We start from the raw sequence: 24,750 nt of genomic DNA, 5'->3' as shown, positions 1-24,750 counted from the left end.
CAAATGGCCCGCTTTTATTTTTTCATTTTCCCTGAAGAAATCTCGCTGCCTTTGACGGAACGATTTCCTCCATTCCGGTTTTTGTATTTTCCCAGATAAAATTAAAGGGTCCTCGGTAGGGATTTCTTTGCGAATTAAATTGCGCTTTTTGGTAATTTTTATGTTCAACTCGATTTTCCTTTGAAATCGCCAAACCCGCCATCAGAGTCAAAAACCCATTTTTACGATTGTTCCTTGCTCCATTGAGAACCTGAAGACTCAAATCCGAATAATCAAACCAAACTTTATTTTCAGAGCCTGATTCTTGAGCTCTCATTTGTAGCTTAAGCTCATGAAGTCGGCCACTCTCGATTTGTATATTGCCCAACGGACGGGTAATGGCGTTCAGATGAACCAAATCCATCTGACCTAGTTTTAAATCCAAGTTGAAATAAGGTTGATCAAAAGGAATGACAAAATCCGCCTCGAGCCTCCCCTTTCCCAAAAAATCAGAGAAAACCTTCATTTTCATGGAACCCTCGTCTTGAAGCGAATCGATCGAAACCAGGTTTTGGATTTCGGCTGTTAGATTTTCAAATGAAAGCCGAGCAGGCTGAGACTCTCCTTGGCCGATTTCATCATAAAAGATTGTGGCTCGAGAAAGGGTAACTTGATTGATTTTTAAAGGCAAAGGCAATTTTTTAAGCATGGCGGCAAACATCGGCTTTTCATCGTTTGGCTTTCTGGGGATATTTTTATCTCGAAGATCCCGGAAAACTAAGCTGTCCAAAATTGCCACTCCGGCAATAATTGTCCAGTTACCGTACAGATTGCTATTGGCGTCCAATTCCGCTACTTTAAATTGCTTTAGATCAAAAGTCATCACATCCCGCTGAAAGCTGTCTTTTTGTGCAACTTGCTGTAAAGGTATACTGTGCGAAAGTGATAATCCCTCCATTAAAAGTGTTTTTGAACTATAGTCAAATTCAAAATTTTCAATACTAAATGTTTGGTTTTCGGTAAGATACAGTTTAAAATTTTTAAAGCTACTGGTAATTTGCTCCACTTCAAAGGGAACTGGATTGGTAAGGATCAAGGAATCGGTTTTTAAGCCTGTTGCTTGAATGTTCAAATCAGTAAATTGACCAAAACGAAAAAGACTATCCTGTTGTCCTAAAAAGAGTTCCGCGGTCCCGTTTGAAAGCTTAAAATCTTCGATTCGGCCTCGCTTGATCAAATCCCCAAAAAGCTCCTGAAAAGCCTTGCTATTGTCTTTGCCCCCAAAAGTGCTGTCCTGCCTGACCAAACGAAAGGAGGGCTCCCGCAAATATAACTCCCCGATTGAAACTTGGTTTTTCAGCAATAAATCCCAGTAACGAACATCAGAAAACAAAATTTCGTGAACGGATCCATTCACTCGAATTCCAAGCTGCTGCTCCCGTGGAATCAGACGGATGGTATTCAATGCAATTTTTCGACTGAGTAGATCAATTTTTACTTCCTCAAAAAGCAAATCATATTTTCGGTCAGCATCCGAGTTTAAAAGGTTTTTGACCTTATATTCCAGCCAATATTCCAAAACGAAATTTGCCGAAACCATCAAAAACAGAAATGCCAATAGGCCAAAAAGAATACGCTTCATCCGATATTTTGGGAAAATATACCAAGATTATGGATCAAATCCTCCCATTTTTATGTGATACAACACCTAATTAGCCTTTCGTATAAGCATTTACCTAAAATGAATCGATTTTCGCTAGTTTTAAAATTCACACATTTTTAAATGGAATTTGAAAATTCAGCACTATGAAGAAGCTCATCCTGGTCTTTGGAAGTATATTATTTCCTATTTTGGCATTTACCCAACACCCGGAAATCACAGTTTTGACCTATAATATTTACCATGGCGAAAGTCCAGACAAGCCGGGGAACTCCAATCTTAAGGAAGTGGCTCAACTGATCCTGGAATTAAACCCCGATGTAGTGGCTCTCCAGGAAATAGACAGTATGACCCAGAGAAGTATGGGGCTCTTTGGCCAAAAAACCAATTTGGTCTCTGAGTTAGCAAACCAAACCGGGTATACGGGATACTTTGCCAAAGCCATGGATTATGGGGAAGGCGGATATGGAGAAGCACTCTTGGTTAAAGGAAGTGCAGAATTTGAGCGGCAACTGCTTTCCACACCAGCGGGGGGAGAACCACGATCTGCAGCTTGGGCAAAATTAAAACTCAACAATGGATCAGAAATTCTAGTCGGGGGTACCCACCTGTGCCATCAGTTTGAAGAGAACAGAAGCGCTCAGGTCCTGGAACTCATTAATTTTAGCCGAGAATCGAAACTTCCCCATGTTCTGTTGGGCGATTTTAATTTTAGTCCTGAAAGCGAATCCTACCAAATTATCCCAGAAAACTGGATTGATGCTGCCCGAAAATTTAATCCCAATCAACCCACTTACCGCAGTACCGGGGAAGGGAAACGAATCGATTACATTTTTGCAGATCAAACAAATTTTGAGGTATTGACCTATGAGGTTATTGATGTCCCATTTTCTGACCACTATCCCGTCTTAGCCAAAATCCGGTTAAAGACCCAATAATATCAGGCTTAAAACATTAAGCTAAATTTATCCATTTCCCTGATTGCCTTGGTCATGATTTCCTGCTAAAATGAAGCTTCCACTAGTTCGAATAAAATACCGTGGAAACAATTGTTTAACGGCAAAGACCTGAGAGACTGGATTATAAAGATTCCCAAGCATGAATTCTACGAGAATTTTGCCAACACCTTTCGGGTAGAAGATGGGCTGATGAAAGTTCGATACGATCAATACCGCCAATTTGATCAGTAATACGGTCATATTTTTTTATAAAGAGGCATTTTCCCATTATTTACTTCAGGTGGAATACCGGTTTGTCGGTGAGCCAGCACCCGGTGGTGAAGGTTGGGCTTTTAGAAATAGTGGAGCCATGCTTCATTCGCAAAACCCCGAAACCATGCTGAAGGATCAGGATTTTCCGATCTCCATTGAAGCTTAATTTCTGGGAGGAAATGGTGCCGATAAGCGGAGTACCTGCAATCTTTGTACTCCTGAAACCAAAGTCTATTTGGCTGATAGGCTTTTCACCCCTCATTGCCTCAACAGCAATTCGAAAACTTACCACGGAGATCAATGGGTCCAAGCTAATTTTCTCGTATTGAGCGATGAAGCCGTTCATCATTTAGTTGGGCGAGATGCTGTTTTCAGTTATTCCAAACCTCAAATCGGGGGAGGCATGGTCAACCCGGTAGCTAATAATGTGAAGCAAGATGGTCAGCCATTAAGCCAGGGATTTATAGAATGGAGCGTAAAACCAAACCATCTTTGGTGGTTTGGATGTAAGCTACAAATTTAGTACATCTACACTGTCAGTATAAGCCATTAAAACCTCGTAAGGGACTTGCGAGTACACGGGTGAAGCAACAGTGAGACTTCTAACTCTTCGGGGCAGTAAGCAAGTTGCAGTGAAGCACGAAGCACATTTGTCTTTAGCAAATGAGCAGTTCACTTCCCTACAAAGGGAAAGTCATCCGATCGATTTTCCAAAAGTGGCAATTTTAGATCTAAGCTCAATTAAAAATGATCCCGAAAAAATGAGGGAATTAGTCCGAAAAGCTCTGGACTAAAACTAAAAAAAAATGAACTAAAGGAAGGCAGAAACCTTCCTTTAGTCAATTATACTCTGACCGCTGTCGTTCCCCCTCCTGCTAAGGTAATCGGCACAGGCGTATTGGTTTTCCAGTTTCCTCCCGTAAAATCAGGCACATCAATCGAATTGGACCGATTGGCTACCGACCATTCACTTAAGGGGCTTATACAGCTCCAAAGGGCCGCATCATACACATCCTGATCGAGTGGAAGTCCATTTCTCAAGCAATCAATTAAACGCCAATCCATCATAAAATCCATGCCCCCATGGCCTCCCACTTGTTTGGCCAGCTCTCCTACTTTAAGGATAATTTCAGGGGTATATTTCTTTTCCAATTCCTTCATTTCTTCCTCTTTGAGCCAGCTATGTCCCCGGGAAACTTTTTGTTCAGGATACTTTTGAGCAAAGCCCTCGGTCCCACTGACCACATGTAGTCTGGAATAGGGACGAGGGGAAGTCACATCGTGCTGAATCATAATGGACTTTCCATTTTTGGTTTTTACCAAGGTCGTATTCATATTTCCCCGATACTCTTTTGTAGCATAGGACGCCCAAAAGGAATCCTGCTCAGCGAGTTCTTGGGCTTTGGCTTTCATCTGAAAATCATTTGAAGAAAGTGAAGTCAAATAATCCATCTGGTCGCCGCGGTTGATATTGAGAATTTGGCAGATCGGCCCCAATCCGTGCGTGGGATAGAGATTTCCATTTCTGAAATTCTCCTTGAGCCTCCACATATCCTGATAGCCCTTCTGGTTATCAAAATTCAACCAGAGCAAATCGTGAATGTAAGCTCCCTCTACATGGAGGACTTCACCGAAAAATCCCTCTCTGGCCATCTTCAAGGTCATCAATTCAAAAAAATCATAACAGCAATTTTCCAGCTGCATGCAGTGTTTTTGGGTTCGCTCGGAGGTTTCAACCAATTCCCAACACTCGTCCAGAGTTCTGGCGGCGGGAACTTCCACTGCAGCGTGTTTTCCCGCCTCCATTGCATATACCGCCATGGGTACGTGCCATTCCCATGGGCTGGCGATATAAATCAAATCAAGATCGGGACGATCACACATTGCTTTGTAAGAATATGCTTTCCCAGAATAAAGAGTTGGATTATGGACTGTTCCATCCAACATTTTTTTAGCTTTCTCTGCCCGCTCTGGAATCAAATCACACAGCGCTTTGATTTCCACTCCCTCTATTTTACTCAGACGATCTACAGCTCCGGGTCCACGCATGCCCAATCCTACAATACCCACCCGGACAGTTTCCAGTTTAGGAGCGGCAAATCCACTCATATTAAACGATTGAACGCGTTTTTTGGCAAAATTGGCCTCGAGCGGGAGAAAATCCGCTTGACTTCCAAGCACTGAGCCTGCACCAAAAATCCCCAAGCCTGCCAATCCGGTGGACTTCAAAAACTCACGTCTCGCATTATTCTTCATTTTTATAAATTTTGGGTTTAAAAAGTCTAATAAATAAAATTTTTAAAGAAGTTTTGCCTATTCAGGCCAAAAAACCCTAAAAAAAACCGGAAGCTACTGCCCCCGGCTTTTCCCAAAACTATTACGCATTAGCTATCTCTTCGCCAGCGGCGAACGAGTATTGATTCCCAGTAAGGTGTAAAGTGGACAGAAGCCAATCAAAGTCGTCAAAGTCAAAACTGTAGCAACTACCAGGGCAACTATACCCAGGGCTCCAGTCAGCACACTGGAAAAAAACAATCCAACAAGTATTGCAGCTACGAATAATCGCAGGCCTCGATCTGTGCTTCCCATATTTGCTTTCATGGCTTCTGTCTTTTTAAAGTTGAAGAATTGTTTGATTTACAGAATAAAACTACCCCTACTTTTAAAGAAAGTAAATGACAAAAGTCACCGAAGAAACTGATTTTTAGGGCTGAGAAAAATAGGTTCGCATTACTTTCTCGGCTTGAAGGCCCTGAGGGCTAAAATCAGGATCCCTTCCTTTCCCCTCAGGATACCATTTCCAAAAATACACCCCAGCTAACCATTCCTTTGTCCATACAGCATCAAAGAAAGCTTCATAACAAAGGGCTTGACTAGACTCGGACAACTTGGATGCATGTCGCTCATTGGGCCAAACCCATGGCTCCTTAGCCGCATCTTCGGTGTTACAATAACCGATTTCAGTAAAAATCACCGGTTTTTGAAATTGGTTCACCACTGCCTCTATATTGGAAATAGGGGTTTTCCAAGCATTTATCAATTCCCTTTTGGTTGGCTTTTTTTTCTCGCTCAACGGAAAATATCCCTGTATCCCAATAAAATCAAGTTCTGACCAAAATTGAATCTGTTCATACTCCGTGAAATTTGCGGCATAGGTGATTTTACCGGAATACACCTCTCGGACTGCCGAAATGATTTTTCTCCAATCTTGGGTACGATGACTGGTCTTTTCCAGTTCTGTCCCGATACAGAAAAAAGGCATCTCTGATTTCTCGGCAAGTCTTGCGTAGTCTACAATAAATTTCCGGTAAAGTCCAAACCACTGTTGCCAATCCTGCTCAGAACTCATTTCAACTTCTCCCGGCCATGCGCCTCGTACCCATAAATGAGGTTTTAACATGGAAGAAATCTGATGTGATTTTGCTGAATCCAGCGTTGTTTTTAAGCCTATTGCAGATTCCCCCCACCACATTCGATCATTTTCCAAGGCCCAGCGAATTTCAGGTTTACCCGGATCAGCTTGCCATCCAAAGGGTGTTTGGGAAATGGAATTTGCCCCAGTGGTAGCTAAAGATTCCAATTCACCACCTTGTAGAGCTTGTCGACTCCCAACCCAACATACGCCTTTGAGCTTCTGGGAAATTACTGGAAAATCAGGGGTTGAATCAGGAGCGAGAACCCATACTCCAAGAAAGAAAAAGATCAGGATTAAACTGCTAAAAAGATATTTATTGAACAGTAATTTCACTTAGCCAGCAAGGTTTGGATCAAAATATCTTCCTCCAACGTACGATGTACAGGACAGCGGTTGGCTATTTCCAATAATCGATTTCGCTGCACTTGATCCAAGTCGCCTTCAAGCTCTAAAATCCGGGTAAATTGGGAAACTTTTGCATTCGGCTCCTCCACGTTTTCAGAGTCCATCAGGTGTACTTTTTCATGATTAAGATAAACACGCACTTCTTTCAGTTCCCATTTTTTTCGAGCTGCGTACATTTTCAAGGTCATGGCCGTACAGCTACCCAAGGACGCCATCAAAAAATCGTAGGGATTTGGACCCAAATTCTGCCCTCCCACCTCAAGCGGTTCATCGGCTATTAAATGATGGTGGGGAGTTTTGATTTCTGTGGTGTACCCCGGCCCTTCACTGAGCCTGACCATCACCGGATTTCCTTTGGTTTGGTTTTCTTTCTTCTCCTCATGGCTTACATATCTTGCACTCCAGGAAGCGATTACCTGACCTACATAGATTGCATCTTTTTCCCTTTTGAGCAGGTGATCAGCCCCATCCAGTGAAATGAAGCTTTTGGGGTGAAAAGCACGTTGATAGATTTCTTGAGCTTGATTGATTTCCACGATTTGATCTTGGGGAGAATGCAAAATCAGGAGCGACTTTTTCATTTTTTTTAAAAATGTCTCCAAAGGTTTTTGCTCCAAATCATCCACAAACTGCCGATCGATCTCAAAAGGCCTTCCTCCAATAGTTACTTTTACCTTTTGGCCTTTCTCGAGCTGGTCTAACTCCCCTTCAAAGAGATGAATGACGTGACTCGGATCTGCTGGGGCACCTATGGTGGCTATTGCCGAAACCGATTCTAATTCACTGGAAGCATAGAGTACGGCTGCTCCACCAAGTGAATGTCCGATCATCAATTGGGGAGATTGATAATTTTCATCCAGGTAAGTTGCTGCGTCCACCAAATCCGAAATATTTGCAGAAAAAGTGCTTTCTTGAAATTCCCCTTCGCTCAGACCCAACCCCGTAAAATCAAAACTCAAAACCCCCACTCCTTCCTGAGATAAGGCCGTGCAAATACGGGTTACTGAAGATAGGTTTTTAGTACAGGTAAAACAATGGGCAAAAATGGCGTAGAATTTGGCTTCCCTATCTAGTGGCTGGTACAAATGCGCAGAAAGCTCCAGTCCTTTCCTATTCTCAAATCTCAGTTTTAAAGGATTCATAATTAGCGATTTAAAGGACTCACCTTGATATTTTCCAAATTTATCTCTGATAGCAATTCTAATTTCCCCGACTCATACAGCGCCTGCATTTGGTCCACGGGCGTATCATTATTTTCAGGTTTGAAATTCAGGTAATTCTGGAAGCGAATCCCGCCAATTTCTTGCACTTTTGAAACTTCGCGCAACCTGACACCTCCCCCATCGGTATGATAGCTGTAAGCCATAAAATCGACAAAGTAATCCGCTACCCCGATCCAATAAAGAAATACATCGTCGAAATCCTCCCCGCCCCCTTCTTGCTCAAAAGTCACGCGAATCAAATGGTACCTTTCCCCATTTAAGGAAGTTTCTCCCAGATATTGTTTTCGAGCTGCAGGGTCATTGAGTCCGTATGGCAAAAATGCGAAATAGGCCACTGAATTGACTGACCTGGAAAATGCCCCTATTCGCTCTTCAGTCAAGGTATCCACTTTTACTCCATTTCGAGTCCGGACAAATCCTGAATTATTAAGCACATCTTTGATCTGACCCAATGAGTCCTGAAACTCCCGACTGTACTCAAAAGAATCTTTGGTCTTTTGGATTCGATAATGAATATCTCGAAAGTCAAATTCAATCTTGGATTCTGCATAGGCCTCTCCTCCATGAGCTTCAATAGCCAAATCGACAATTTTTTGAGCTTCTGACGGTCGATCACAAGCATGAACCAACACCAGTAAGGAGAGAATAAATAGAAAGCGATGTTTTTTCATTTAGGGAATAAGTTTATAACCTTGGTATTGATACCTTGCGCGTAAATATAATTTTTGTCCCAGAGAATCCACCCGAAAGCTTTGGCGGGCCCCATAAAAAATCATTCCGTCGACCACCTCAAAATCCAAGTTTTCGATCAGACTTCGATGATCCTTTAGTTGCACTTCATTACCAATCATCAGATGATTTTCTGGATCAAAATAATACCACCACCGATCTGCGCCTGGACCGTAATCCACCTCCAAAACCTCCGCTTTCCCAAGAAGCGTCTCCCGAATTCCTTTGTACGTTAACTTTGCTGATGGATCCTCTAGGAGTTTCCAAGGCATTCCTACCACATACCAGGCGGCATCAAATTCTTTCTTTTTTGCACTGAGAAAATCCGGATTTTCAATTGGATTTCCAGCCATCTCATAGCCCATCGTTTCCCCGTCATATTCCAATACATGAGCAATCGAATCCCTATTCCAGGACATTTTCCCGCTAAACCTGGGCTTGAGCTGAAACTCAATCCGCTGATCCAATTCTTCCTCAAGAGAACCATCGGCGGCAAATAATGCTGTCTTTTTTGAAAAATGGATGGCCTTTAATTTATCCCAGGCCGATTGACCGCCATGAGCAGCCACGGATTTTTCCAACAGTGAAATCGCCTTCCGTTCTTGAGCAGGATGACAGGAAACCAACATCACAGTTGCGAAAAGTATTCCCATCAAAAGAAGATAAACTCGTTTCATTTTTTTACGAATTGAAGGGGTAAGGTAAAATAATGCCGCCGGTAATCATAGATCAACCCCAGACAAACCAATCCATATTCCACAAACAACAGGATCGGATCTTCCAAATAATTCTGATTTCCATAAGCTTGATAGGAAAAAATGATAGCCCAACTCCATACCAAAAACCCAACTTTCTTTGTCAATATACTTAGGCCTATTCCCGGAATTAAATACCAGGGATGAACTATCGGCTGCAGCAAGAGGTAAATCCAATAGCAGCCTACCCATAATTCAACCCAATCAGAGGTTGAATTGAGTCTCTTTTTGAATACTAAAGTAAGGATCAACAGAACAGTCAACACGCTCAAACCTTTGGTCAGGTAAGCAATCGTATTATAGCCTTCTATCCAATAGCCAATCTCCCGAGCCAAGTAATAAACAGAGGCATTAAATTCGAATTTACCTTGGTAAAGTGCCACGCTTTGGGACAAATGGATCCAAGATTGATCTTTCAGTAAGGGAAAAATTAAAAAAATGATCAGAATGGCTGCAGATCCAAAAAACCGAATCTGTCCAGAGCCGAGTCGCAAAAAGCCCGGAGTTAAAATTAAGGGCACCAACTTTAATCCTATAGCCAGGCCCCAAAACAAACCAGAAAGTCCAGTATAGTTCTTCCCTAAGTTCAAGAGGGAACAAAGCAGTAAAAGCAAAACTAATCCTTCAAAATGTAGGTTCCCCACGACCTCAAACAAAAGAAAAGGATTGAGCCAGTACAAAATTAATTTTCGAAGATCCATCCCCCATTGGGACAGCAGGGATTTGAGTATAAAAAAAACCAAAACTTCCCCAACAATCAATATCGATCGGATCACCAACAGGCCTGAGATCAAACTACCTCCACCCAGCTTTGCCCCAAACCAAAAAAAGAACTGATTCAATGGGGTGTAAACTGAATAATAATCCGGAGAATTCATTTTACCATAAAGCATCTCCAAATAAGCTGAAGATTGCTCGGAGTGGAGCTGAATCCATTGCCGAGGACTGTGGGTATACGGGTTGAATCCTAAATTTAGCAGCTCACCATCCCATAAAAACCGAGCAAAATCCTCAGACCAAAGCGGGATTGAAGGAAGTAATAGTAGCCGAAGAACTATTCCAAGCAGGAAAATCAACTTCCAGTTGACGATTTCCTTAGCCGAGTAGAAATACCAAAAACCCATCAGCCCAAAAAGGCCAGAATAAAGACCCAAAACCCATAAAAAGTCAGCTCTACTGACTTCAAAGCCTAAAAAATAAATCCCCATCGCCATCATCAAGGCGCTGGAAATCAAAAGGGCTTTTACCGGTGTTCTCAAAAGCCCAAGTCCTTTCGAAGCGGCTCAAACACCGAATCATTTTTCTCCCAATAATCCAGAAGCTCTAGTTTCTTCCTCACCGCTTTGGTGATTTCTTTGTCTCCATTAGGCTTAGTTTGCACTTCTTCCCAAGAAAGAATTTCATAGGGAAAAAATTGCTTGAAACGAACGGTCAAAATCCTTTTCAAGGAAGGATAGTTAACCCTTAATTCCCTGATATTATCGCTGCGCTGCTCAATGGAAATCTTCGCACGTTCAGCTTTCAAGGGAATATGCGAAAACCGCTGATAAACCAAACTCGGAATCAATTGAACATCCCCGGTAGGAATCAAATCAGGATTTAGGCGGATCAAGTTAAAAAGTTCATCCTCGGGTTTGGCGTCAATTTTCAATTCTTGATCACCCTCTGATTCAAAATACGAAAATAGCTGAACCTGATAACCAGAGTTGCGCCAATTCATCTGGGTAAAAGCTTGGCCACACCACTCGGTTACCGAAGCGGTAAGCTTAAAGGAATTCACCTCATCATTAACCGGGGTAAAAACGGAAAGCATGGTGTGGTAAGGATAAACACCTGTGACAAAATCACGGGTCATATTGAGTTTCATTACCTTGCGGGCATCAGATCCGGCCTGGCTTGGATTATCGAGTTTAACTTGCTTGCGACGCGAAAAATCTTCGGTCACAAAGATCATGACCGCATTTCCATTGCGCTCCTGTCCATACCTTACCTGAGTCAAATCAAATACATTGATTTCTGCAAGTCCTTTGTACCAATACCCCGCAAATTCTTCTTCATTGATTCCGTCCCGACCTTGAGGACCACAAGAAAATAAGGTCAAAACTAAACAAATCCACACAGCTAAGTGCGAAAGGAAACTGATTTTGGGATGATATCGCCTACTTAGTTTAACCTTCATATCCTTTCCAGTTTACGTCTTACCAATACTTAAAGATCGTCAAAATTATTTTGTATCCCGCTCCGATAACTCCTTTGACCGTGCCGCTGACTTTGGAAACTCCAATTCGCTTTCGGTAGTTGACAGGGACCTCCAAATAACGCAAACCCGCCTTATGGGCTTTAATTTGCATTTCTATTGTCCAACCAAAATTTTGGTCCTTCATGTTTAGCCCGAGCAAAGATTCCCATCGGATTGCCCGAAAGGGTCCCAAATCAGAAAATCGGGCTCCTTGGATAGCGTTCATCAAGGACGTGGCCAACCAATTTCCAAAAACCTGCGGGAATGTCATCGATCCAGACTCTCGATTTCCCAATGCTCTTGAACCAATAACCAAATCTGCTTTTTGATCCCTAATCGGAGAAATCAAATCTGACATTTCGGCTGGAAAATCACTGTAATCACCATCCAAAAAGACGACTACATCGGGCTGAATTTCTTGTTGCTTAATCCAGTCCATGGCTGTCAGACAAGCTTTTCCATAGCCCTTTTGCGGTTCAAAAACGACCATAGCACCCGCTTGAGTAGCCACCTCATGCGTTTGGTCAGAGGAATTATTATTGGCTACGATAATATACCGAACCACATCGGGGATTTCTGCAATTACTTTAGCGATGGACTTTTCCTCATTAAAAGCCGGAATGATGACGTCTATGATAGGGTTTTGAATCATAAATCAGGATTTCCCAAGCGCGTAAGATTTGAAGGAAGAAATAAAAACAAGTCCATACCCAAAGGCCAACATGGCATGAAAAGGTAAAAAGAGGTAATTGTCAGTTTGAAACGCTAGATAGACCATCAAAGAAAAAATCACCGCAAAAGAACCTTCTATCCAGGTTGTGAAAGGCATTTTGAACGACAAATAGCGATTAGATTTTAAGATTTGCTTCTCGCTTTGCAAGTTAAATTTCGGTGTCCGAATAAAGGGTGATTTTTTCCCAGAAAGCCCTTCCCATACAGCTTGAGCATTATGCAAGGCCATTCCCATTGATACCGACAGAAAAAGTGGGAGATAGATTACCGACTCGGCCAAACTCCTCAAAAACCTACGCTTCCCATAGCAATAGGAAACCAAATACACCATAGCAATAAACACAAAACCAATCAAAAATACAGCGGCCATCCGGAGCCAATCGGGGGAAAGAAAGCCTTTTTCGCCCAAAGCCCAAACTCCAATACTGCTTAAACTAACTAATAAAATAGCAATAAAAATACTGCTATTGAATAAGTGAGCCATGGCATGAAATTTCACACGTAACGGAAGCTTTTGTCCAAGAACTGATTTGGCATGTTTTACAGCACATTCTGCCCCTCCCTTAGTCCATCGAAATTGCTGAGACTTAATGGCAGACATAATAGGAGGAAGCTCTGCCGGAGATTCGATTTCAGGCCGATATATAAATTTCCACCCTTTTTTCTGTGCCCGATAGCTCAGGTCCAAATCCTCGGTCAGCGTATCATCATGCCAGTTTCCCGCATCAAGAATACAGGATTTTCTCCAAACCCCTCCGGTACCGTTGAAATTGATAAAAGCTCCTTGATGATTTCGGCCAATTTGCTCAATTAGAAAATGTGCATCCAAAGCAAAGGCTTGCAATTTGGTCAATAGGGAATAACTTTCATTAAGATGGGTCCAGCGAGATTGGACCATACCGACCTGATCGGAATGAAAAAAGGGAAGCGTCTTTCGTAGAAAATCAGGATCCGGAATAAAATCGGAATCAAAGATTGCTATAAATTCACCGTGGGCCTTGGCTAAACCCTCCCGCAGGGCTCCTGCTTTAAAACCTGTTCGATCTTTACGATGAATGTAATTAAAATCAATTTCGGGATAATTTTTGAGCTTATTGCGAATTAAATCCACGGTCTGATCTGTGCTGTCGTCCAGGATTTGAATTTCCAGTTTTTCGACCGGATAGTTCAGCTTCGCAACCGCATCAATCAATCGCTCAGCTACGTATAATTCATTAAAAATAGGCAGCTGAACAGTGACCAAAGGCCATTCCTGAAGTGAAAGTTTAATCGAATTTTCAGGTGATTTTCGGGCTCTCAAAAAGCTGAATAGAAGCTGAACTTGTGCCAGACTATAAACGAAAATAAAGAGCATTCCCAGCAAATAAATCACTAGGAGTACATAAAGTAAACTATCAGGCATTCAACTTAATCGAGTCATTTCCAATACTAATGGGAAGATCATTGATCCGACCTTCCTCAGGACCGTTTTCCAGCTTGAGGACACCTCGCGGACAAACTGCCGAACAGACCCCACAACCTACACAAGAGGATCTTACAATGTTTTGACCCCGCTGTGCATACCAGCGCACGTCAATGCCCATTTCACAATAGGTGGAACAATTGCCGCATGAAATGCATTGCCCGCCGTTGGTGGTGATCCGAAACCGAGATTTGAAACGTTGTACGATTCCCAGGTAGGCGGCAAGTGGACAACCAAATCTACACCATACCCGGTTCCCCATGAACGGATAAAATCCCGTACCCACTACGCCTGCAAAAGCAGAACCGATGGCAAATCCATAAAACGAATGTAGCTGGTTGGTTACATTTCCCAAAAGGGAAAAGCCTGAAAAATAATTGGCAATGGTCAACAGGGTCATTACCACGGCCAAGGCCAAAACTCCATGAACAAGGTAACGTTCAATTTTCCAAGATTTTAGAGACTTATCAGACAACTGCCGATAGGGATCTCCGACAGTTTCTGCCAATCCCCCGCATCCGCAAACCCAAGAACAATACCAGCGCTTTCCATAAAAATAAGTGAATACAGGAACTGCAATTAGGATCAGCATAATTCCCCAGATCAGCATAAATAACCCTACTCCTCCACTGGATAAAAAGGTTTCAATTTGATAATCATAAAAGAAATCATAATCCAAAGGCCAAATATTTTTAAAATCAAAGTAAGGCTGATTGAGTAAAACCAGAATCTCAGGAATTAAAAAGGCAAACGCCGTCTGAAAAAACATCACCGAGGCTGTTCGCAACTGCTGATAGGCATTGCCTTTGTATTTTCGGAACATGCGGATTCCCATGACCAAAATCGCCAAGGTATAAATCAAGCCGTAAAGAAACCATTGACTTGCTGAATTCCCTGAGAGAACCTGACTCAAAGGATCAACCATCCAAACGAGATTGACCAAATAGGCTGGAAACCAATATAAAATAATGTAAAAAAGGATTAAATACGAACCGGTCAAAATACCCAACCATCCTCTATTTTTCATGGCCGAATGGAAAATCCCGTTATGCTTGATACCCGCAGGTTCTTCTTGATATTTAGGTAGATTATACAACAATCCACCCAAAACCATCAATCCTATGGATAATCCGAAGTATAGCCAAGGAGAATTTTTTACGGGGCTGCTTAAGGCTGCTTTTGCCAATGGAAATCGGTAATCCTCCCAAATTACCTCATCCCATTTTTGCTCCGACTTAAGCTGGTCATTGTAGCTGTTAAAGTGGGTGTTGAACTCGGAGAGAAATGAAAAACTGGAGGGGAATTCTTTTCCAAACATGGGTTGAAGAATATCTCCCATTTTACCCTGGTGGATTTCTTTGGTTTGCTGCTGTACCTTTTCAAAATCCAGCTCATAGGTACCCAGAAAGGGAATCAACGTAAAAGCGCTAATCCCAGCTAAAAACAAAACCAAACCTACTATTTGTAATTTTTTCATACCCTCGCTCCAAATAATTGTTGAACCCAAGAAAGCTTGACTTTCGGAATATTTTTATCAAAATCAGCGGCAAATTTCTCCTGGATAACTTTATAGTAAGGAGCAAAAAACTCAGGATCAAAATTCGCTTTTTCCAATTTCCGAATCACCTGCTCTGCTGACCAGTTTTCTCGGATGGCCTGATCGAAAAATTCGTGCCGCATTCTCAATCCAAACACATTCACACCCAAAATTGACTCGTCCCTGCGCATCAGCATCCGAAAAGAAATTTTTCCTCCTGCATGTTCCCAATAGAAACTTTTAACCTGATCACCATCCCAATCTGCGGGAACTTGACCATAGGTTTGGTATTCTATATCAAGAAATTTTGCAGAGTTAAACCATACCCCAGGTCGGTATGGAACAGGTTCATGAATCAGGTTGTTTGCCAGGGTTTCCCCATGCATTCGGCCTGTGTACCAAACCTGCTCTACGGTTTTTCTATCTTCAGCAGGAGCTTCGTTAAATTCAGCACAGTCCCCGATGGCATAGACCTGATCGATATTGGTCCGGAAATATAAATCCACTTTTATTCCTCTACCGATTTCCAAACCGCTCTCTTTTAAAAAATCCACATTCGGACTCACGCCTGCGGTTAATCCCACAAACTGACAGGGGATTTCTTCACCACTTTTGGTCCGAACAGCCCGTACTCTCCCCGATGTATCACCTAGGATTTCATCAAGTTCAGTTTCCAGTTTCAAGTCAAAATGATGCTCCTGAATATGTCTTCCGACCAATTCAGATTCCTCTTTCGGTAAAACATTTCTCCAAAATCCACTTTCCCTAACCAGAAAAGTCACAGAAATATTTCGATAGGCCAGCATTTCGGCCATTTCAATGCCAATCAACCCACCTCCAATGATAACGGCATGATTTACCCCCGACTTGGTGTTTTCCTCCATGAGTTCCAAGTCCTGCTTGGAATACAAGCCTTGAACACCTTTTAAATCCTGTCCCCGCCAACCAAACTTGTTCGGTTTGGATCCAGTAGCGATGACCAGCTCATCATAACTTAGTTGACTTCCATCCTCAATACGTAAAGACTTTGAAGAAAAATCAACTGACTTCACCCAGGCTTGCTTTAATTCTATTCTATTCTTTTCCCAAAACCAATTTTCATAGGGCTGAGTATGTTCAAACTTCATGTGGCCCATGTAGATATACATCAGTGCCGTCCGGGAAAAAAAGTACTCGCTTTCTCCTGAAATCACAGTAATTCGAACGCTGTCATTGAGCTTTCGGAGATGCCTGGCACAGGTGATACCTGATATCCCATTCCCTATAATGACCACATGCTTGGAGTTTGACATGAATTTGATTTTAGCTAATCAAGTTAAGTTTATTCGTTTAGACTCCAGTTATAATCCAGGTGTTTTATACTCGCATTGGGAGAAATTTTAACCTTGCTATATTGATTTAAAAAATCGATCAAACTTCCTTTTTTAGTAAAATCTCCTTTGAACCAAGAAAATATAGAGGATAGTTCAATCTGATCTTTTGCGATTTTATTTCGCTGGGGATCATTGATAAATTGGCGGGCAACAAAGTCCAGCTGCTCATTAATTTTTTCAGGCACAAACGCTTCATTGTGCAGACGTGGGCAAGAAATAGAGGCACAGTTAATTGCAAAATGTATCCGGGGCTCCTCAAATTCTTTTCGGAGAATTCCATGTTCGATCTCATCCAGACTGGATTCCTCTCCCCCAATTTTAAAAAACTTGTAATGCCATACATCCTTGATCAACGGGATTTTGAGCTTGGGACCCAAATCCCGAATACTCTCTACGGGGTAATTATCTGAGATCAATTTCACAGTAAAGGCATTGTAGGCATTTATCCAATAGGCCAATTGCTCTTCTCGAGTCCATGTTTTCCGATCGGGTGCATTTTCACTGAGCAACTGCAGGTATTTTTCCAATTGAACTTTATCTTTAATAAATCCCGGATAGTCTACCAATCCATCCGGCCTTACATGTTTTTTAACCAATTGATCCCAGAGTTGATGATTTGGGGGATTGGTACCTGCCATCCCCAAAGTTGAGGAAGTACAGCCCAAGAAAATTAACCCTATGAGTATGGTGAATGTGATTTTTAGTGTTTTCATTTTTTTAATCATTTACGAAGATCAGAAAGGTACAGATTTACCAATCCGGTTTGAGTCTTTAAGATAACTGTTGGCCACTTTGCCAAAGCCTATCTCCATTTTCAAAACCTGTGGATTTAATTTCGCCGGAATCACACTCAATACACCTTTTCTCCTTTTTGAAGCCAAATCCCCCATGTTCGGGAAAAGGTATGAACTTGATTGGTCCTATGTTCATTCCGATAAACTGGATTGTCTTCATTTACCCAATGAATGATCCCTCCATATAAATTGAAGACTTTTTTAAAACCCGCCTCCCTTAATTTTTTACCGATTTCCTGAGAGCGGACGCCGACCGTACAATAAACCAAAACCGGTTCATTTTTATCCAAGTCACTGACTCGGTCAAGAGAAAACGAATCGAAGCCCACCCAGCGGGCGCTTTGAATGTGGCTCACCTCGTATTCTTCCTTTTCCCGAGTATCTAGGAGTTGAAATCGCTCTAAATCACCAATCTCTGCTGGTTCTACTACTGGAAAATCAGCATCATATAGTGTTTTCAGGAGGGCTTTATAGGCAAATGACTGAGAAAAAACCATTTGAGTCATAAAAAAAAGGGCCAGTGAAAAAAGCCCTTTGTGAATAGCTGGTGAATGGCTTAGGTAAAGATTCATAGTCCTAAAACATCAACTTATCTGCCAAAGTTTGGATTAAGCATAAAAATCAGAAAGTCTAGCCAGGCCTCTTTTATCTTTAATGATTATTTTTTTACCGTCCAGCTCAATCAAATTGTCTTTTTTGAATTCCGATAAAAGTCGGATTATGGATTCTGTCGCTGTCCCCACAATACTTGCTATTTCCTCCCTACTAAGCACCAAATCGATTTTATGGTTATCTCCCCCCTCAATTCCATAGGTACTTGCCAAATGGAGTAAAACGTAAGCCAACCGCTCTCGAATACTCTTCTGGGTAGCATCGGTTAGTTTTTCTTCCATGACACCCAATTCATGGCTGAGTTGTTTGGTTACACGTTTAAAAAACTGGGTATTACTCAATAGTGTATTGAGAAATGCTTCTTTGGGAATGAAACAAATTTTGGCATCTTCAACGATCATGGCCGAATTGGTGTAGTTCTCTTCCCCTAAAAGTGCGGCATATCCGAGAAAATCACCTTTTTGAGCCAGGTGAACAATTTGCTCTTTCCCGTTGGATGCAATTTTATATACCTTTACCACCCCTGCATTGATGCAGAAGATTCCAAGCGGCTTGGTGCCTTCGTAATATAAAATCTGGCCTTTTCGATGGGAGATAAGATTTTTATGATCCGAAATCGTACAAACTTGCTGTTCCGACAAATCAGCAAACATGGAATATTTCCGACTGGCACAGAGTTCACAGGGCGTGTTCTTGGGTTGAGTTGACATAATGCAGGTGATTTATTGATTGGTATTTTTCAATTCCTAAAAGTTAAAAAAAGACTGATTAAAATCATAGAAGATTAGATTAAATCGGCGATTGAGGGAAATAATTAAGTTGTTCGAAGCGATGCTCTTCTGCTTTCCAAGCCAATGAAATATGCTGAAGACCATTGCTCAGGATCAGAAAGTCGGGCTGAAGTTCTTTATGATAGAGGCAGGCTTGTTCCAAGGTTTTTTGGTTGATTGCCACTTGAGGAGCCTTGCATTCAATCAACAAATAGGGGGCTCCTTTTTGATTAAAAACCAAAATGTCCGTCCGCTTCATGAGTTGGTTGTACTTTAACCCCTTTTCCAACGCAACAAGTCCCTTGGGATAGTCAAGCTGATTTAGTAGGTAAGAAATCCAATGTTGTCTCACCCATTCCTCAGGGGTTAGGATGAGGTCTTTTTTCCGCAGTGAATCAAAAACCAATAGTTTCCCTTCTCGCATTTTCAACTGAGGTTTAATTTCAGGAAGATTCAAATTGGGCAATTGGACTTCTAACTCAGATGGGTTCATGGTGCAAATATGAGAGAAGAATGGTTATTTATAAACTAAAATTCCAAATATGCGTTTAATTTATTCACCTGTTTCGCTTCAAAGTCTGTAATTTTCAGTACTTCTTCCAATGGCCTAACCTTTTTGCCTTGCCTTCGAAAGCTCCCCCTACCTGGTTTCGTCCGACAAGCCCTGGGAATACGGCTCCCAACAGAGTCACAAGTGATTTTTGGAATTCATTGAAAGTAGGCTGACCATTATTTCCTTTGCATCACGCCAATATAAACTAGTCCTTGCCTTTACCTAGCTATCCAATTGGGCTTTCTGGTTGTTAAACTCGCCGGACCTGACCGAGCAACCCTAAACCAAAAAAATCTGTCAGGCAGCTCAATCCCTTTCTTAGAATTGGATATTACAAACTGCTACCAATCGATAAAATAAGGTTTTTAGACAGCGTTTTAAGGGTTGATTTGGAATCTAGGAAATAATACCTTTAAAATTATGCTGAAGGCCTATTCAATGTTAAAACCTAAAAACCTTGTGAGTCCTTTTGATCCTTTCCATTGAATGGATGGATTCGGGTACCTTGATATCGAAAAATAATCAAACCAAGCAACAACCTCACGCACGAATGAAAAGGCTTGGGTTTCTGGCTTTAAAAAACCTAAAGAGACATTCTTGAGTTGAAATACTTTACTTAGCTTTTTTTAAATAGAATTTTTCAATACCAAATAAAACAATACAATTGGACTGGAATTTCAATTTCTGCGATATTTACCTCTTCAAATCTATTTAGATATATTCTAAATTGGAAAATAGAAGAGGAGAATGAACCCGACCGAGTGCAATCTCTGTTAAATTTGCACTGCAAGAATTGGACCTATGCAAGCCAAATTTAGAGCTTTAAGTTTATCCCATAAAACCGCCCCTGTCCAGATCAGAGAACTGATTGCTCTGGATGAACGATCTATACATGACATCCTGTTGAAGCTCAAGGAGTTCTTCAGCATGAACGATGCATTAATCTTATCCACTTGTAACAGGACAGAGGTATATTACAGTCATGATTTGGATCTGAGCACAGAGATCATAAAATTGATCGGCTTAGAAAAAGGCATGGCTGATGTGGTTAACTATTTAGAGTATTTTGAAATTTTTAATGAGGATAAATCGGCCATTGACCATTTATTCCGCGTGGCCATGGGCTTGGAAGCTCAGGTCGTTGGTGATATCCAAATCTCAAATCAAGTAAAACGAGCCTATCAGGCATCTGCAGACTTGGATATGTCCGGGCCGTTTTTGCATCGTTTGATGCATACCATATTTTTCACCAATAAGCGGATTGTGCAAGAAACCACATTTCGAGATGGAGCTGCATCCCTATCCTATGCCACAATTGAGTTGATTGATAGCCTTACCTCAAATACCTATCAACCCAGAATCCTCTTAATTGGGGTAGGCGAAATCGGAGAAGATGTTGCCAAAAACATGATTTATCTTCCCGACGCCAAGGTTAAAATCACGAATCGAACCCTATCCAAAGCGGAGGCAATCGCAGCAGAAATGGGTTTTGAAGTAGTGCCCTTTGACAATTGCCTGGAGGCAATGAAAGAGGCCGATGTAATTGTGAGCTCTATCCATCGAGATGAACCCTTTATTACTAAAAAGCTCATCAGCCAATTTGAAATTCAATCCTACAAATTATTGGTTGACCTCTCGGTTCCCCGATCCATCGAAACTACTGTTGAAGATGTTCCCGGTGTGATCCTGTACAATGTGGACAATATCCGCAGTAAAGCTTCTGAAGCTCTGGAAAAAAGACTTGCTGCTGTCCCGAAAGTGGAAGATATTATACAGGAAAGCATTACTGAGTTTTACAATTGGAAAAAAGAAATGATGGTTTCTCCAACCATCAATAAACTCAAACAATCCCTTGAACAGATTCGTCAGGAAGAACTGAGTCGATATTTAAAAAATTCTACAGAGGAGGAATTTGCCATCATCGATAAAATTACCAAAAGTATGATGCAAAAGATTCTAAAAGTACCTGTGGTACAACTTCGAGCTGCCTGCAAGCGAGATGAAGCAGAAGAAATGATTGACCTCATCTCCGATCTTTTCGACTTGGACAAAATCAAAATAGATAGTTAAACTTTACTAAACTGAACTAATGACCAAAAGAACCACCCTGTCTTTTGGTCATTTTTATAGTTAGGCCAAAAATATTTTCTCCTTCATGTATCGCCTTAAACTGTGTCTGGTCGTCCTCATATCCTGTCTTTCCATCATTCCTTCTTTTAGCCAAACCTGGGAACTCTACAATAAACAATTTCAGCTCCAAAGTAGATTACGTTATCAATCCATTCTTCTACTTAGTGAAACTGTGAAAATCGGAAAAACCGATAGTAGCTTATTTTTGCTTAACGCCCAATATCAACCCAGTGTCAATTTGGAAGGGAACGAACTTTACCAATATTTAGCACCTTGGATTTTGGTAAAAAATGAAGGCGGGATCGGAGCTTTTCATGAATATGGCCAAAAGGTCTTACCGCTGGAATTTGAGGCGATAGAGACCTACCTCAACTTGCTGTTGGCCAGGAAAGGCAATGAATATTGGGTGTATGACCGAGGAAAAAATACGAGCAGCTTTTTGGGAGCGTTTGACCAGGCAAAAATCACACACAACGGTCAGATCATTGCTGAAAAATCAGGTAAATTCTTTCTTCCATTAGCCTCAAATCCAGATCAATCCTTTCTTCAATTATCAGATAACGAGGGAGATTACCTTCTGGCCCAAACCGAATCGGGCTTTGGGCTAATCAATATGGAGGGAAAAACAATTCTAGAGCCTATTATAGATTCGCTGGTTCATACCCGAGGAGATTTCTATTTTGGATTTGATCAGGACCAATACCTTCTGATCGAAGGTGATCCGGTAAAAGCAAATGTCCGCTACAATTCCTTTCATAAAATCACCTTTGAAAATGGTTTGTTGCTGGAATACATTCACGGGAAATTGAGACGAGTGATGGAAGAAGACGGAATATTGTTGGATGCGGTAGGCATGACGACGGTAAGTCAATTAGACCGGGATATTTATCAAGTCAGATTTCGGGATCACAAATTAGGTTTATTGGGAAAACAAGGGTGGCTAGTTCAGCCTACCGATAGTTTGGAGCAACTCTACCCCGGAAATGAAGGCCTATTTCCAGCAAAATTCAATGGCCGATTCGGTTTTGTAAATCCACAAGGAGAATGGAAAATCAAGCCCCAATTTCAAGCCGTCACGACCTTTTCGGAGTCTATTGCCGCTTTTAAAATCGGAGGTTTTTGGGGTTTGATGGATACGCTAGGAAATGTACTTTCCAAGCCGCAATGGGAAGAAATCAATGGGTTTAGCCAGAATTTTGCGCTAGCAAACAAATCTCAACAATGGTTTTTATTGGATAAAAGTGGCAAGTCACTTTTTGACCAGGGGTTTGATCAAATCTCCAGGACAGATCATGGGTATTTTCTCATTTCAAAAAATGGAAAAACCGGCTTGGTCAATGAGAAGGGAGAACTTTTGCTCGAAGCTGAATTTGATTTTATACAACGAGAAAAATCAGACCTGATCATTGTCAAAAAAGATGACAAAATGGGGGTGATCAGTGAGTCCGGAGATGTTAAACTCCCCTTAGATTACCAAGAAATATCCCTCGATCCTGCAACAGGACAAATTTTGGCAAAGGGAAGCTACCAACCGGTCATCCTAGTCGTCGAAGAAACCGCAAAAAGAAAAAGGAACCGATAAAGTCCCTTTTTCGAAGTGGAAGTCTAAGCTTAATTCTTTTCGTTTTTCCCTTTTCCGGAATCTTTATTATCCGTATCCGAGTTTGCGATGGATTCTCTCATCGAGGTATCCGATTTGATATTTTCCATTCGGTAATAATCCATGACACCTAATTTTCCAGATCGAAATGCCTCTGCCAATGCTTTTGGCACTTCGGCTTCTGCCTCTACTACTTTGGCACGCATTTCTACATTTTTCGCCTTCATTTCCTGTTCCAAAGCAACCGCCATGGCCCTTCGCTCTTCAGCCTTAGCCTCTGCAACTTTTAAGTCTGCAGAAGCTTGATCAATTTGAAGCTTGGCTCCGATGTTTGTTCCCACATCGATATCGGCAATATCAATCGAAAGAATTTCAAAAGCAGTTCCCGCGTCCAGCCCACGTTGGAGGACTAACTTGGAAATCCTGTCGGGATTTTCAAGTACAATCTTGTGATTGGCAGAAGAACCGATCGAGGTTACAATCCCTTCCCCTACCCGGGCAAGAATCGTATCTTCACCTGCCCCACCGACCAACTGAGCAATATTTGCTCTCACAGTTACCCTAGCCTTGGCAATGAGTTGAATTCCATCAGCAGCTACTGCCGCCACACTGGGAGTATTGATTACTTTGGGGTTAACCGAAATCTGAACCGCCTCAAAAACATCTCTACCTGCTAGGTCGATGGCCGTAGCCTGCTTGAAAGTCAGATTGATATTGGCTTTGTCCGCTGAAATTAGCGCACGGATCACATTAGGAACATTACCTCCTGCCAAAAAATGTGTTTCCAGATCATTGGTGGTCAAATCAAGTCCGGCCTTGGTAGCGGTAATCATCGAGTTGACAATCACACTTGGCGGTACTTTTCGGATTCTCATCCCGATAAGTTCCCCAATTCCCACACGGACATTGGCAAATTGGGCGGTAATCCACAGGTTGACAGGAACGAAATAAAGGAAAATAAACAGTAAAACGATCCCTGCAAAGGCAGCGATCAAAACAAACATTGAACTTGAAGGATCCATATTATTTTACGATAATTTTATTGGTTTCAACTTTGATAATGGTCAAATCAGAATCGACTGGAATGAATCCGGAGTCTGATTTGACTTCGTACACCTGATCATGAATAAGCGCTTTTCCAATTGGCTTGATATCTGAAATCGCTTTTCCAGTCATTCCTACTTCCACTCCTGAGGTCCTCTGATCGAATGTCCCCCCTTTTAAAGAAGTTTTAAGTGAAAACTTATTCCACACTCCGGACCTAAAGCCATAAATCACCGCGACTACATTAAGTAAGGTAACAACTGCGGTAATCCACCAGGCCATTTCTGAGGAAAAACTCAAAAATGCATAGGCTATTCCTGTTAAACTCACCAACAATCCCAATATACCCACTACCGTGGTCCCAGGAATAAAGAGAATTTCTAAAAGCAAAAGGATTAATCCTATGCCCAACAGGGTGGTTAATATTACAATCGTCATGGCTGCATTAACAATGAGATTTCTAAAATACAAGAAAGAAATGAACCCTGAACGAATGGAAAGAAAAAACCCGGAAAACCGGGCTTTTA

General features: G+C 41.7%; 22 protein-coding genes and 1 pseudogene. 4 read left to right on the top strand and 19 right to left on the bottom strand.

The features are described 5' to 3' along the window. Positions 1-22 precede the first annotated feature (22 nt). The gene (locus Q0L00_RS04070; RefSeq protein ID WP_297335583.1) at positions 23-1,621 is read right to left on the bottom strand and encodes a DUF748 domain-containing protein; all 1,599 of its coding nucleotides are present in this window, start codon (positions 1,619-1,621) and stop codon (positions 23-25) included. 164 nt (positions 1,622-1,785) lie between these two features. On the opposite strand from Q0L00_RS04070, the gene Q0L00_RS04065 reads away from it, so the two are divergent. Further along, positions 1,786-2,577 (top strand): endonuclease/exonuclease/phosphatase family protein, encoded by a 792-nt coding sequence (locus Q0L00_RS04065; protein WP_297335582.1) that lies wholly within the window; start codon positions 1,786-1,788, stop codon positions 2,575-2,577. Positions 2,578-2,688: 111 nt separating this feature from the next. Beyond that, positions 2,689-3,316, top strand: a pseudogene (locus tag Q0L00_RS04060) (DUF1080 domain-containing protein); the annotation flags it as partial. A gap of 377 nt (positions 3,317-3,693) precedes the next feature. Here Q0L00_RS04060 and Q0L00_RS04055 read toward each other — a convergent pair. The 16 genes from Q0L00_RS04055 to Q0L00_RS03980 all read right to left on the bottom strand — a co-directional run bounded on the left by Q0L00_RS04055 (position 3,694) and on the right by Q0L00_RS03980 (position 19,389). After that, positions 3,694-5,106, bottom strand: coding sequence for a Gfo/Idh/MocA family oxidoreductase (locus Q0L00_RS04055; RefSeq protein WP_297335581.1), 1,413 nt, complete (start codon positions 5,104-5,106; stop codon positions 3,694-3,696). Between the two features lie 132 nt (positions 5,107-5,238). Beyond that, positions 5,239-5,439: a DUF2892 domain-containing protein gene (locus Q0L00_RS04050; RefSeq protein WP_297335580.1), complete on the bottom strand. Its 201-nt coding sequence runs from the start codon at positions 5,437-5,439 to the stop codon at positions 5,239-5,241. A 115-nt stretch (positions 5,440-5,554) separates the two neighbouring features. Further along, positions 5,555-6,598: a hypothetical protein gene (locus Q0L00_RS04045; protein WP_297335579.1), complete on the bottom strand. Its 1,044-nt coding sequence runs from the start codon at positions 6,596-6,598 to the stop codon at positions 5,555-5,557. Continuing rightward, a complete protein-coding gene (locus Q0L00_RS04040; RefSeq protein ID WP_297335578.1) occupies positions 6,595-7,812 on the bottom strand; it encodes a bifunctional alpha/beta hydrolase/OsmC family protein in 1,218 nt (405 codons plus the stop codon). Before Q0L00_RS04040 ends, Q0L00_RS04045 begins: the two co-directional genes overlap by 4 nt. Positions 7,813-7,814: 2 nt before the next feature. After that, a complete protein-coding gene (locus tag Q0L00_RS04035; protein ID WP_297335577.1) occupies positions 7,815-8,564 on the bottom strand; it encodes a DUF6503 family protein in 750 nt (249 codons plus the stop codon). Then, positions 8,565-9,299, bottom strand: a complete 735-nt coding sequence (locus Q0L00_RS04030) for a hypothetical protein (RefSeq protein WP_297335576.1) — start codon at positions 9,297-9,299, stop codon at positions 8,565-8,567. After that, positions 9,296-10,636: a glycosyltransferase 87 family protein gene (locus Q0L00_RS04025; protein ID WP_297335575.1), complete on the bottom strand. Its 1,341-nt coding sequence runs from the start codon at positions 10,634-10,636 to the stop codon at positions 9,296-9,298. Before Q0L00_RS04025 ends, Q0L00_RS04030 begins: the two co-directional genes overlap by 4 nt. After that, on the bottom strand, positions 10,633-11,556 hold the full coding sequence (locus Q0L00_RS04020) for a hypothetical protein (RefSeq protein ID WP_297335574.1): 924 nt from the start codon (positions 11,554-11,556) through the stop codon (positions 10,633-10,635). The genes Q0L00_RS04025 and Q0L00_RS04020 overlap by 4 nt, the downstream gene beginning before the upstream one ends. A 19-nt stretch (positions 11,557-11,575) precedes the next feature. Further along, positions 11,576-12,268: a glycosyltransferase family 2 protein gene (locus tag Q0L00_RS04015; RefSeq protein WP_297335573.1), complete on the bottom strand. Its 693-nt coding sequence runs from the start codon at positions 12,266-12,268 to the stop codon at positions 11,576-11,578. A 3-nt stretch (positions 12,269-12,271) separates the two neighbouring features. Further along, on the bottom strand, positions 12,272-13,750 hold the full coding sequence (locus Q0L00_RS04010; RefSeq protein ID WP_297335572.1) for a cellulose synthase family protein: 1,479 nt from the start codon (positions 13,748-13,750) through the stop codon (positions 12,272-12,274). Beyond that, on the bottom strand, positions 13,743-15,287 hold the full coding sequence (locus Q0L00_RS04005; protein ID WP_297335571.1) for a 4Fe-4S binding protein: 1,545 nt from the start codon (positions 15,285-15,287) through the stop codon (positions 13,743-13,745). Before Q0L00_RS04005 ends, Q0L00_RS04010 begins: the two co-directional genes overlap by 8 nt. Next, positions 15,284-16,639, bottom strand: a complete 1,356-nt coding sequence (locus Q0L00_RS04000; protein ID WP_297335570.1) for an FAD-dependent oxidoreductase — start codon at positions 16,637-16,639, stop codon at positions 15,284-15,286. The genes Q0L00_RS04005 and Q0L00_RS04000 overlap by 4 nt, the downstream gene beginning before the upstream one ends. Before the next feature lie 29 nt (positions 16,640-16,668). Next, complete coding sequence (locus tag Q0L00_RS03995) at positions 16,669-17,433, bottom strand: DUF547 domain-containing protein (protein WP_297335569.1); 765 nt, start codon at positions 17,431-17,433, stop codon at positions 16,669-16,671. Between the two features lie 137 nt (positions 17,434-17,570). Next, positions 17,571-18,086, bottom strand: coding sequence for a rhodanese-like domain-containing protein (locus tag Q0L00_RS03990; RefSeq protein ID WP_297335568.1), 516 nt, complete (start codon positions 18,084-18,086; stop codon positions 17,571-17,573). A gap of 36 nt (positions 18,087-18,122) precedes the next feature. After that, a complete protein-coding gene (locus Q0L00_RS03985) occupies positions 18,123-18,836 on the bottom strand; it encodes a Crp/Fnr family transcriptional regulator (protein ID WP_297335567.1) in 714 nt (237 codons plus the stop codon). Positions 18,837-18,915: 79 nt separating this feature from the next. Further along, complete coding sequence (locus tag Q0L00_RS03980) at positions 18,916-19,389, bottom strand: type I restriction enzyme HsdR N-terminal domain-containing protein (RefSeq protein ID WP_297335566.1); 474 nt, start codon at positions 19,387-19,389, stop codon at positions 18,916-18,918. 861 nt (positions 19,390-20,250) lie between these two features. Here Q0L00_RS03980 and hemA point away from each other — a divergent pair. Further along, positions 20,251-21,519, top strand: a complete 1,269-nt coding sequence (gene hemA, locus Q0L00_RS03975; RefSeq protein WP_297335565.1) for a glutamyl-tRNA reductase — start codon at positions 20,251-20,253, stop codon at positions 21,517-21,519. Between the two features lie 85 nt (positions 21,520-21,604). After that, entirely contained in the window at positions 21,605-23,161 is a 1,557-nt protein-coding gene (locus tag Q0L00_RS03970; RefSeq protein WP_297335564.1) for a WG repeat-containing protein, read from the top strand. Between the two features lie 29 nt (positions 23,162-23,190). On the opposite strand, the gene floA is transcribed toward Q0L00_RS03970, so the two are convergent. Continuing rightward, entirely contained in the window at positions 23,191-24,201 is a 1,011-nt protein-coding gene (gene floA, locus Q0L00_RS03965; RefSeq protein WP_297335563.1) for a flotillin-like protein FloA, read from the bottom strand. Position 24,202: 1 nt separating this feature from the next. Continuing rightward, entirely contained in the window at positions 24,203-24,661 is a 459-nt protein-coding gene (locus Q0L00_RS03960; RefSeq protein ID WP_297335562.1) for an NfeD family protein, read from the bottom strand. Positions 24,662-24,750 lie beyond the last annotated feature (89 nt).

The sequence above is a fragment of the Algoriphagus sp. genome (assembly GCF_024305035.1).
Lineage (GTDB): Bacteria > Bacteroidota > Bacteroidia > Cytophagales > Cyclobacteriaceae > Algoriphagus.
Note: the sequence above shows the minus strand (reverse complement) of the source record. Positions and strands in the feature narration are given on the sequence as shown.

What these genes read in the sequence shown, in the direction of transcription:
- Q0L00_RS04020 (WP_297335574.1), bottom strand. Translation starts at nt 11,556, where the DNA reads ATGAAGGTTAAACTAAGTAGGCGATATCATCCCAAAATCAGTTTCCTT.
- Q0L00_RS04010 (WP_297335572.1), bottom strand. Translation starts at nt 13,750, where the DNA reads ATGCCTGATAGTTTACTTTATGTACTCCTAGTGATTTATTTGCTGGGA.
- Q0L00_RS04005 (WP_297335571.1), bottom strand. Translation starts at nt 15,287, where the DNA reads ATGAAAAAATTACAAATAGTAGGTTTGGTTTTGTTTTTAGCTGGGATT.
- Q0L00_RS04030 (WP_297335576.1), bottom strand. Translation starts at nt 9,299, where the DNA reads ATGAAACGAGTTTATCTTCTTTTGATGGGAATACTTTTCGCAACTGTG.
- Q0L00_RS03960 (WP_297335562.1), bottom strand. Translation starts at nt 24,661, where the DNA reads ATGACGATTGTAATATTAACCACCCTGTTGGGCATAGGATTAATCCTT.
- Q0L00_RS03995 (WP_297335569.1), bottom strand. Translation starts at nt 17,433, where the DNA reads ATGAAAACACTAAAAATCACATTCACCATACTCATAGGGTTAATTTTC.
- Q0L00_RS03980 (WP_297335566.1), bottom strand. Translation starts at nt 19,389, where the DNA reads ATGAACCCATCTGAGTTAGAAGTCCAATTGCCCAATTTGAATCTTCCT.
- Q0L00_RS04040 (WP_297335578.1), bottom strand. Translation starts at nt 7,812, where the DNA reads ATGAATCCTTTAAAACTGAGATTTGAGAATAGGAAAGGACTGGAGCTT.
- Q0L00_RS04015 (WP_297335573.1), bottom strand. Translation starts at nt 12,268, where the DNA reads ATGATTCAAAACCCTATCATAGACGTCATCATTCCGGCTTTTAATGAG.
- Q0L00_RS04055 (WP_297335581.1), bottom strand. Translation starts at nt 5,106, where the DNA reads ATGAAGAATAATGCGAGACGTGAGTTTTTGAAGTCCACCGGATTGGCA.
- Q0L00_RS04070 (WP_297335583.1), bottom strand. Translation starts at nt 1,621, where the DNA reads ATGAAGCGTATTCTTTTTGGCCTATTGGCATTTCTGTTTTTGATGGTT.
- Q0L00_RS03970 (WP_297335564.1), top strand. Translation starts at nt 21,605, where the DNA reads ATGTATCGCCTTAAACTGTGTCTGGTCGTCCTCATATCCTGTCTTTCC.
- hemA (WP_297335565.1), top strand. Translation starts at nt 20,251, where the DNA reads ATGCAAGCCAAATTTAGAGCTTTAAGTTTATCCCATAAAACCGCCCCT.
- Q0L00_RS04050 (WP_297335580.1), bottom strand. Translation starts at nt 5,439, where the DNA reads ATGGGAAGCACAGATCGAGGCCTGCGATTATTCGTAGCTGCAATACTT.
- Q0L00_RS03985 (WP_297335567.1), bottom strand. Translation starts at nt 18,836, where the DNA reads ATGTCAACTCAACCCAAGAACACGCCCTGTGAACTCTGTGCCAGTCGG.
- Q0L00_RS04065 (WP_297335582.1), top strand. Translation starts at nt 1,786, where the DNA reads ATGAAGAAGCTCATCCTGGTCTTTGGAAGTATATTATTTCCTATTTTG.
- Q0L00_RS04000 (WP_297335570.1), bottom strand. Translation starts at nt 16,639, where the DNA reads ATGTCAAACTCCAAGCATGTGGTCATTATAGGGAATGGGATATCAGGT.
- Q0L00_RS03990 (WP_297335568.1), bottom strand. Translation starts at nt 18,086, where the DNA reads ATGAATCTTTACCTAAGCCATTCACCAGCTATTCACAAAGGGCTTTTT.
- floA (WP_297335563.1), bottom strand. Translation starts at nt 24,201, where the DNA reads ATGGATCCTTCAAGTTCAATGTTTGTTTTGATCGCTGCCTTTGCAGGG.
- Q0L00_RS04035 (WP_297335577.1), bottom strand. Translation starts at nt 8,564, where the DNA reads ATGAAAAAACATCGCTTTCTATTTATTCTCTCCTTACTGGTGTTGGTT.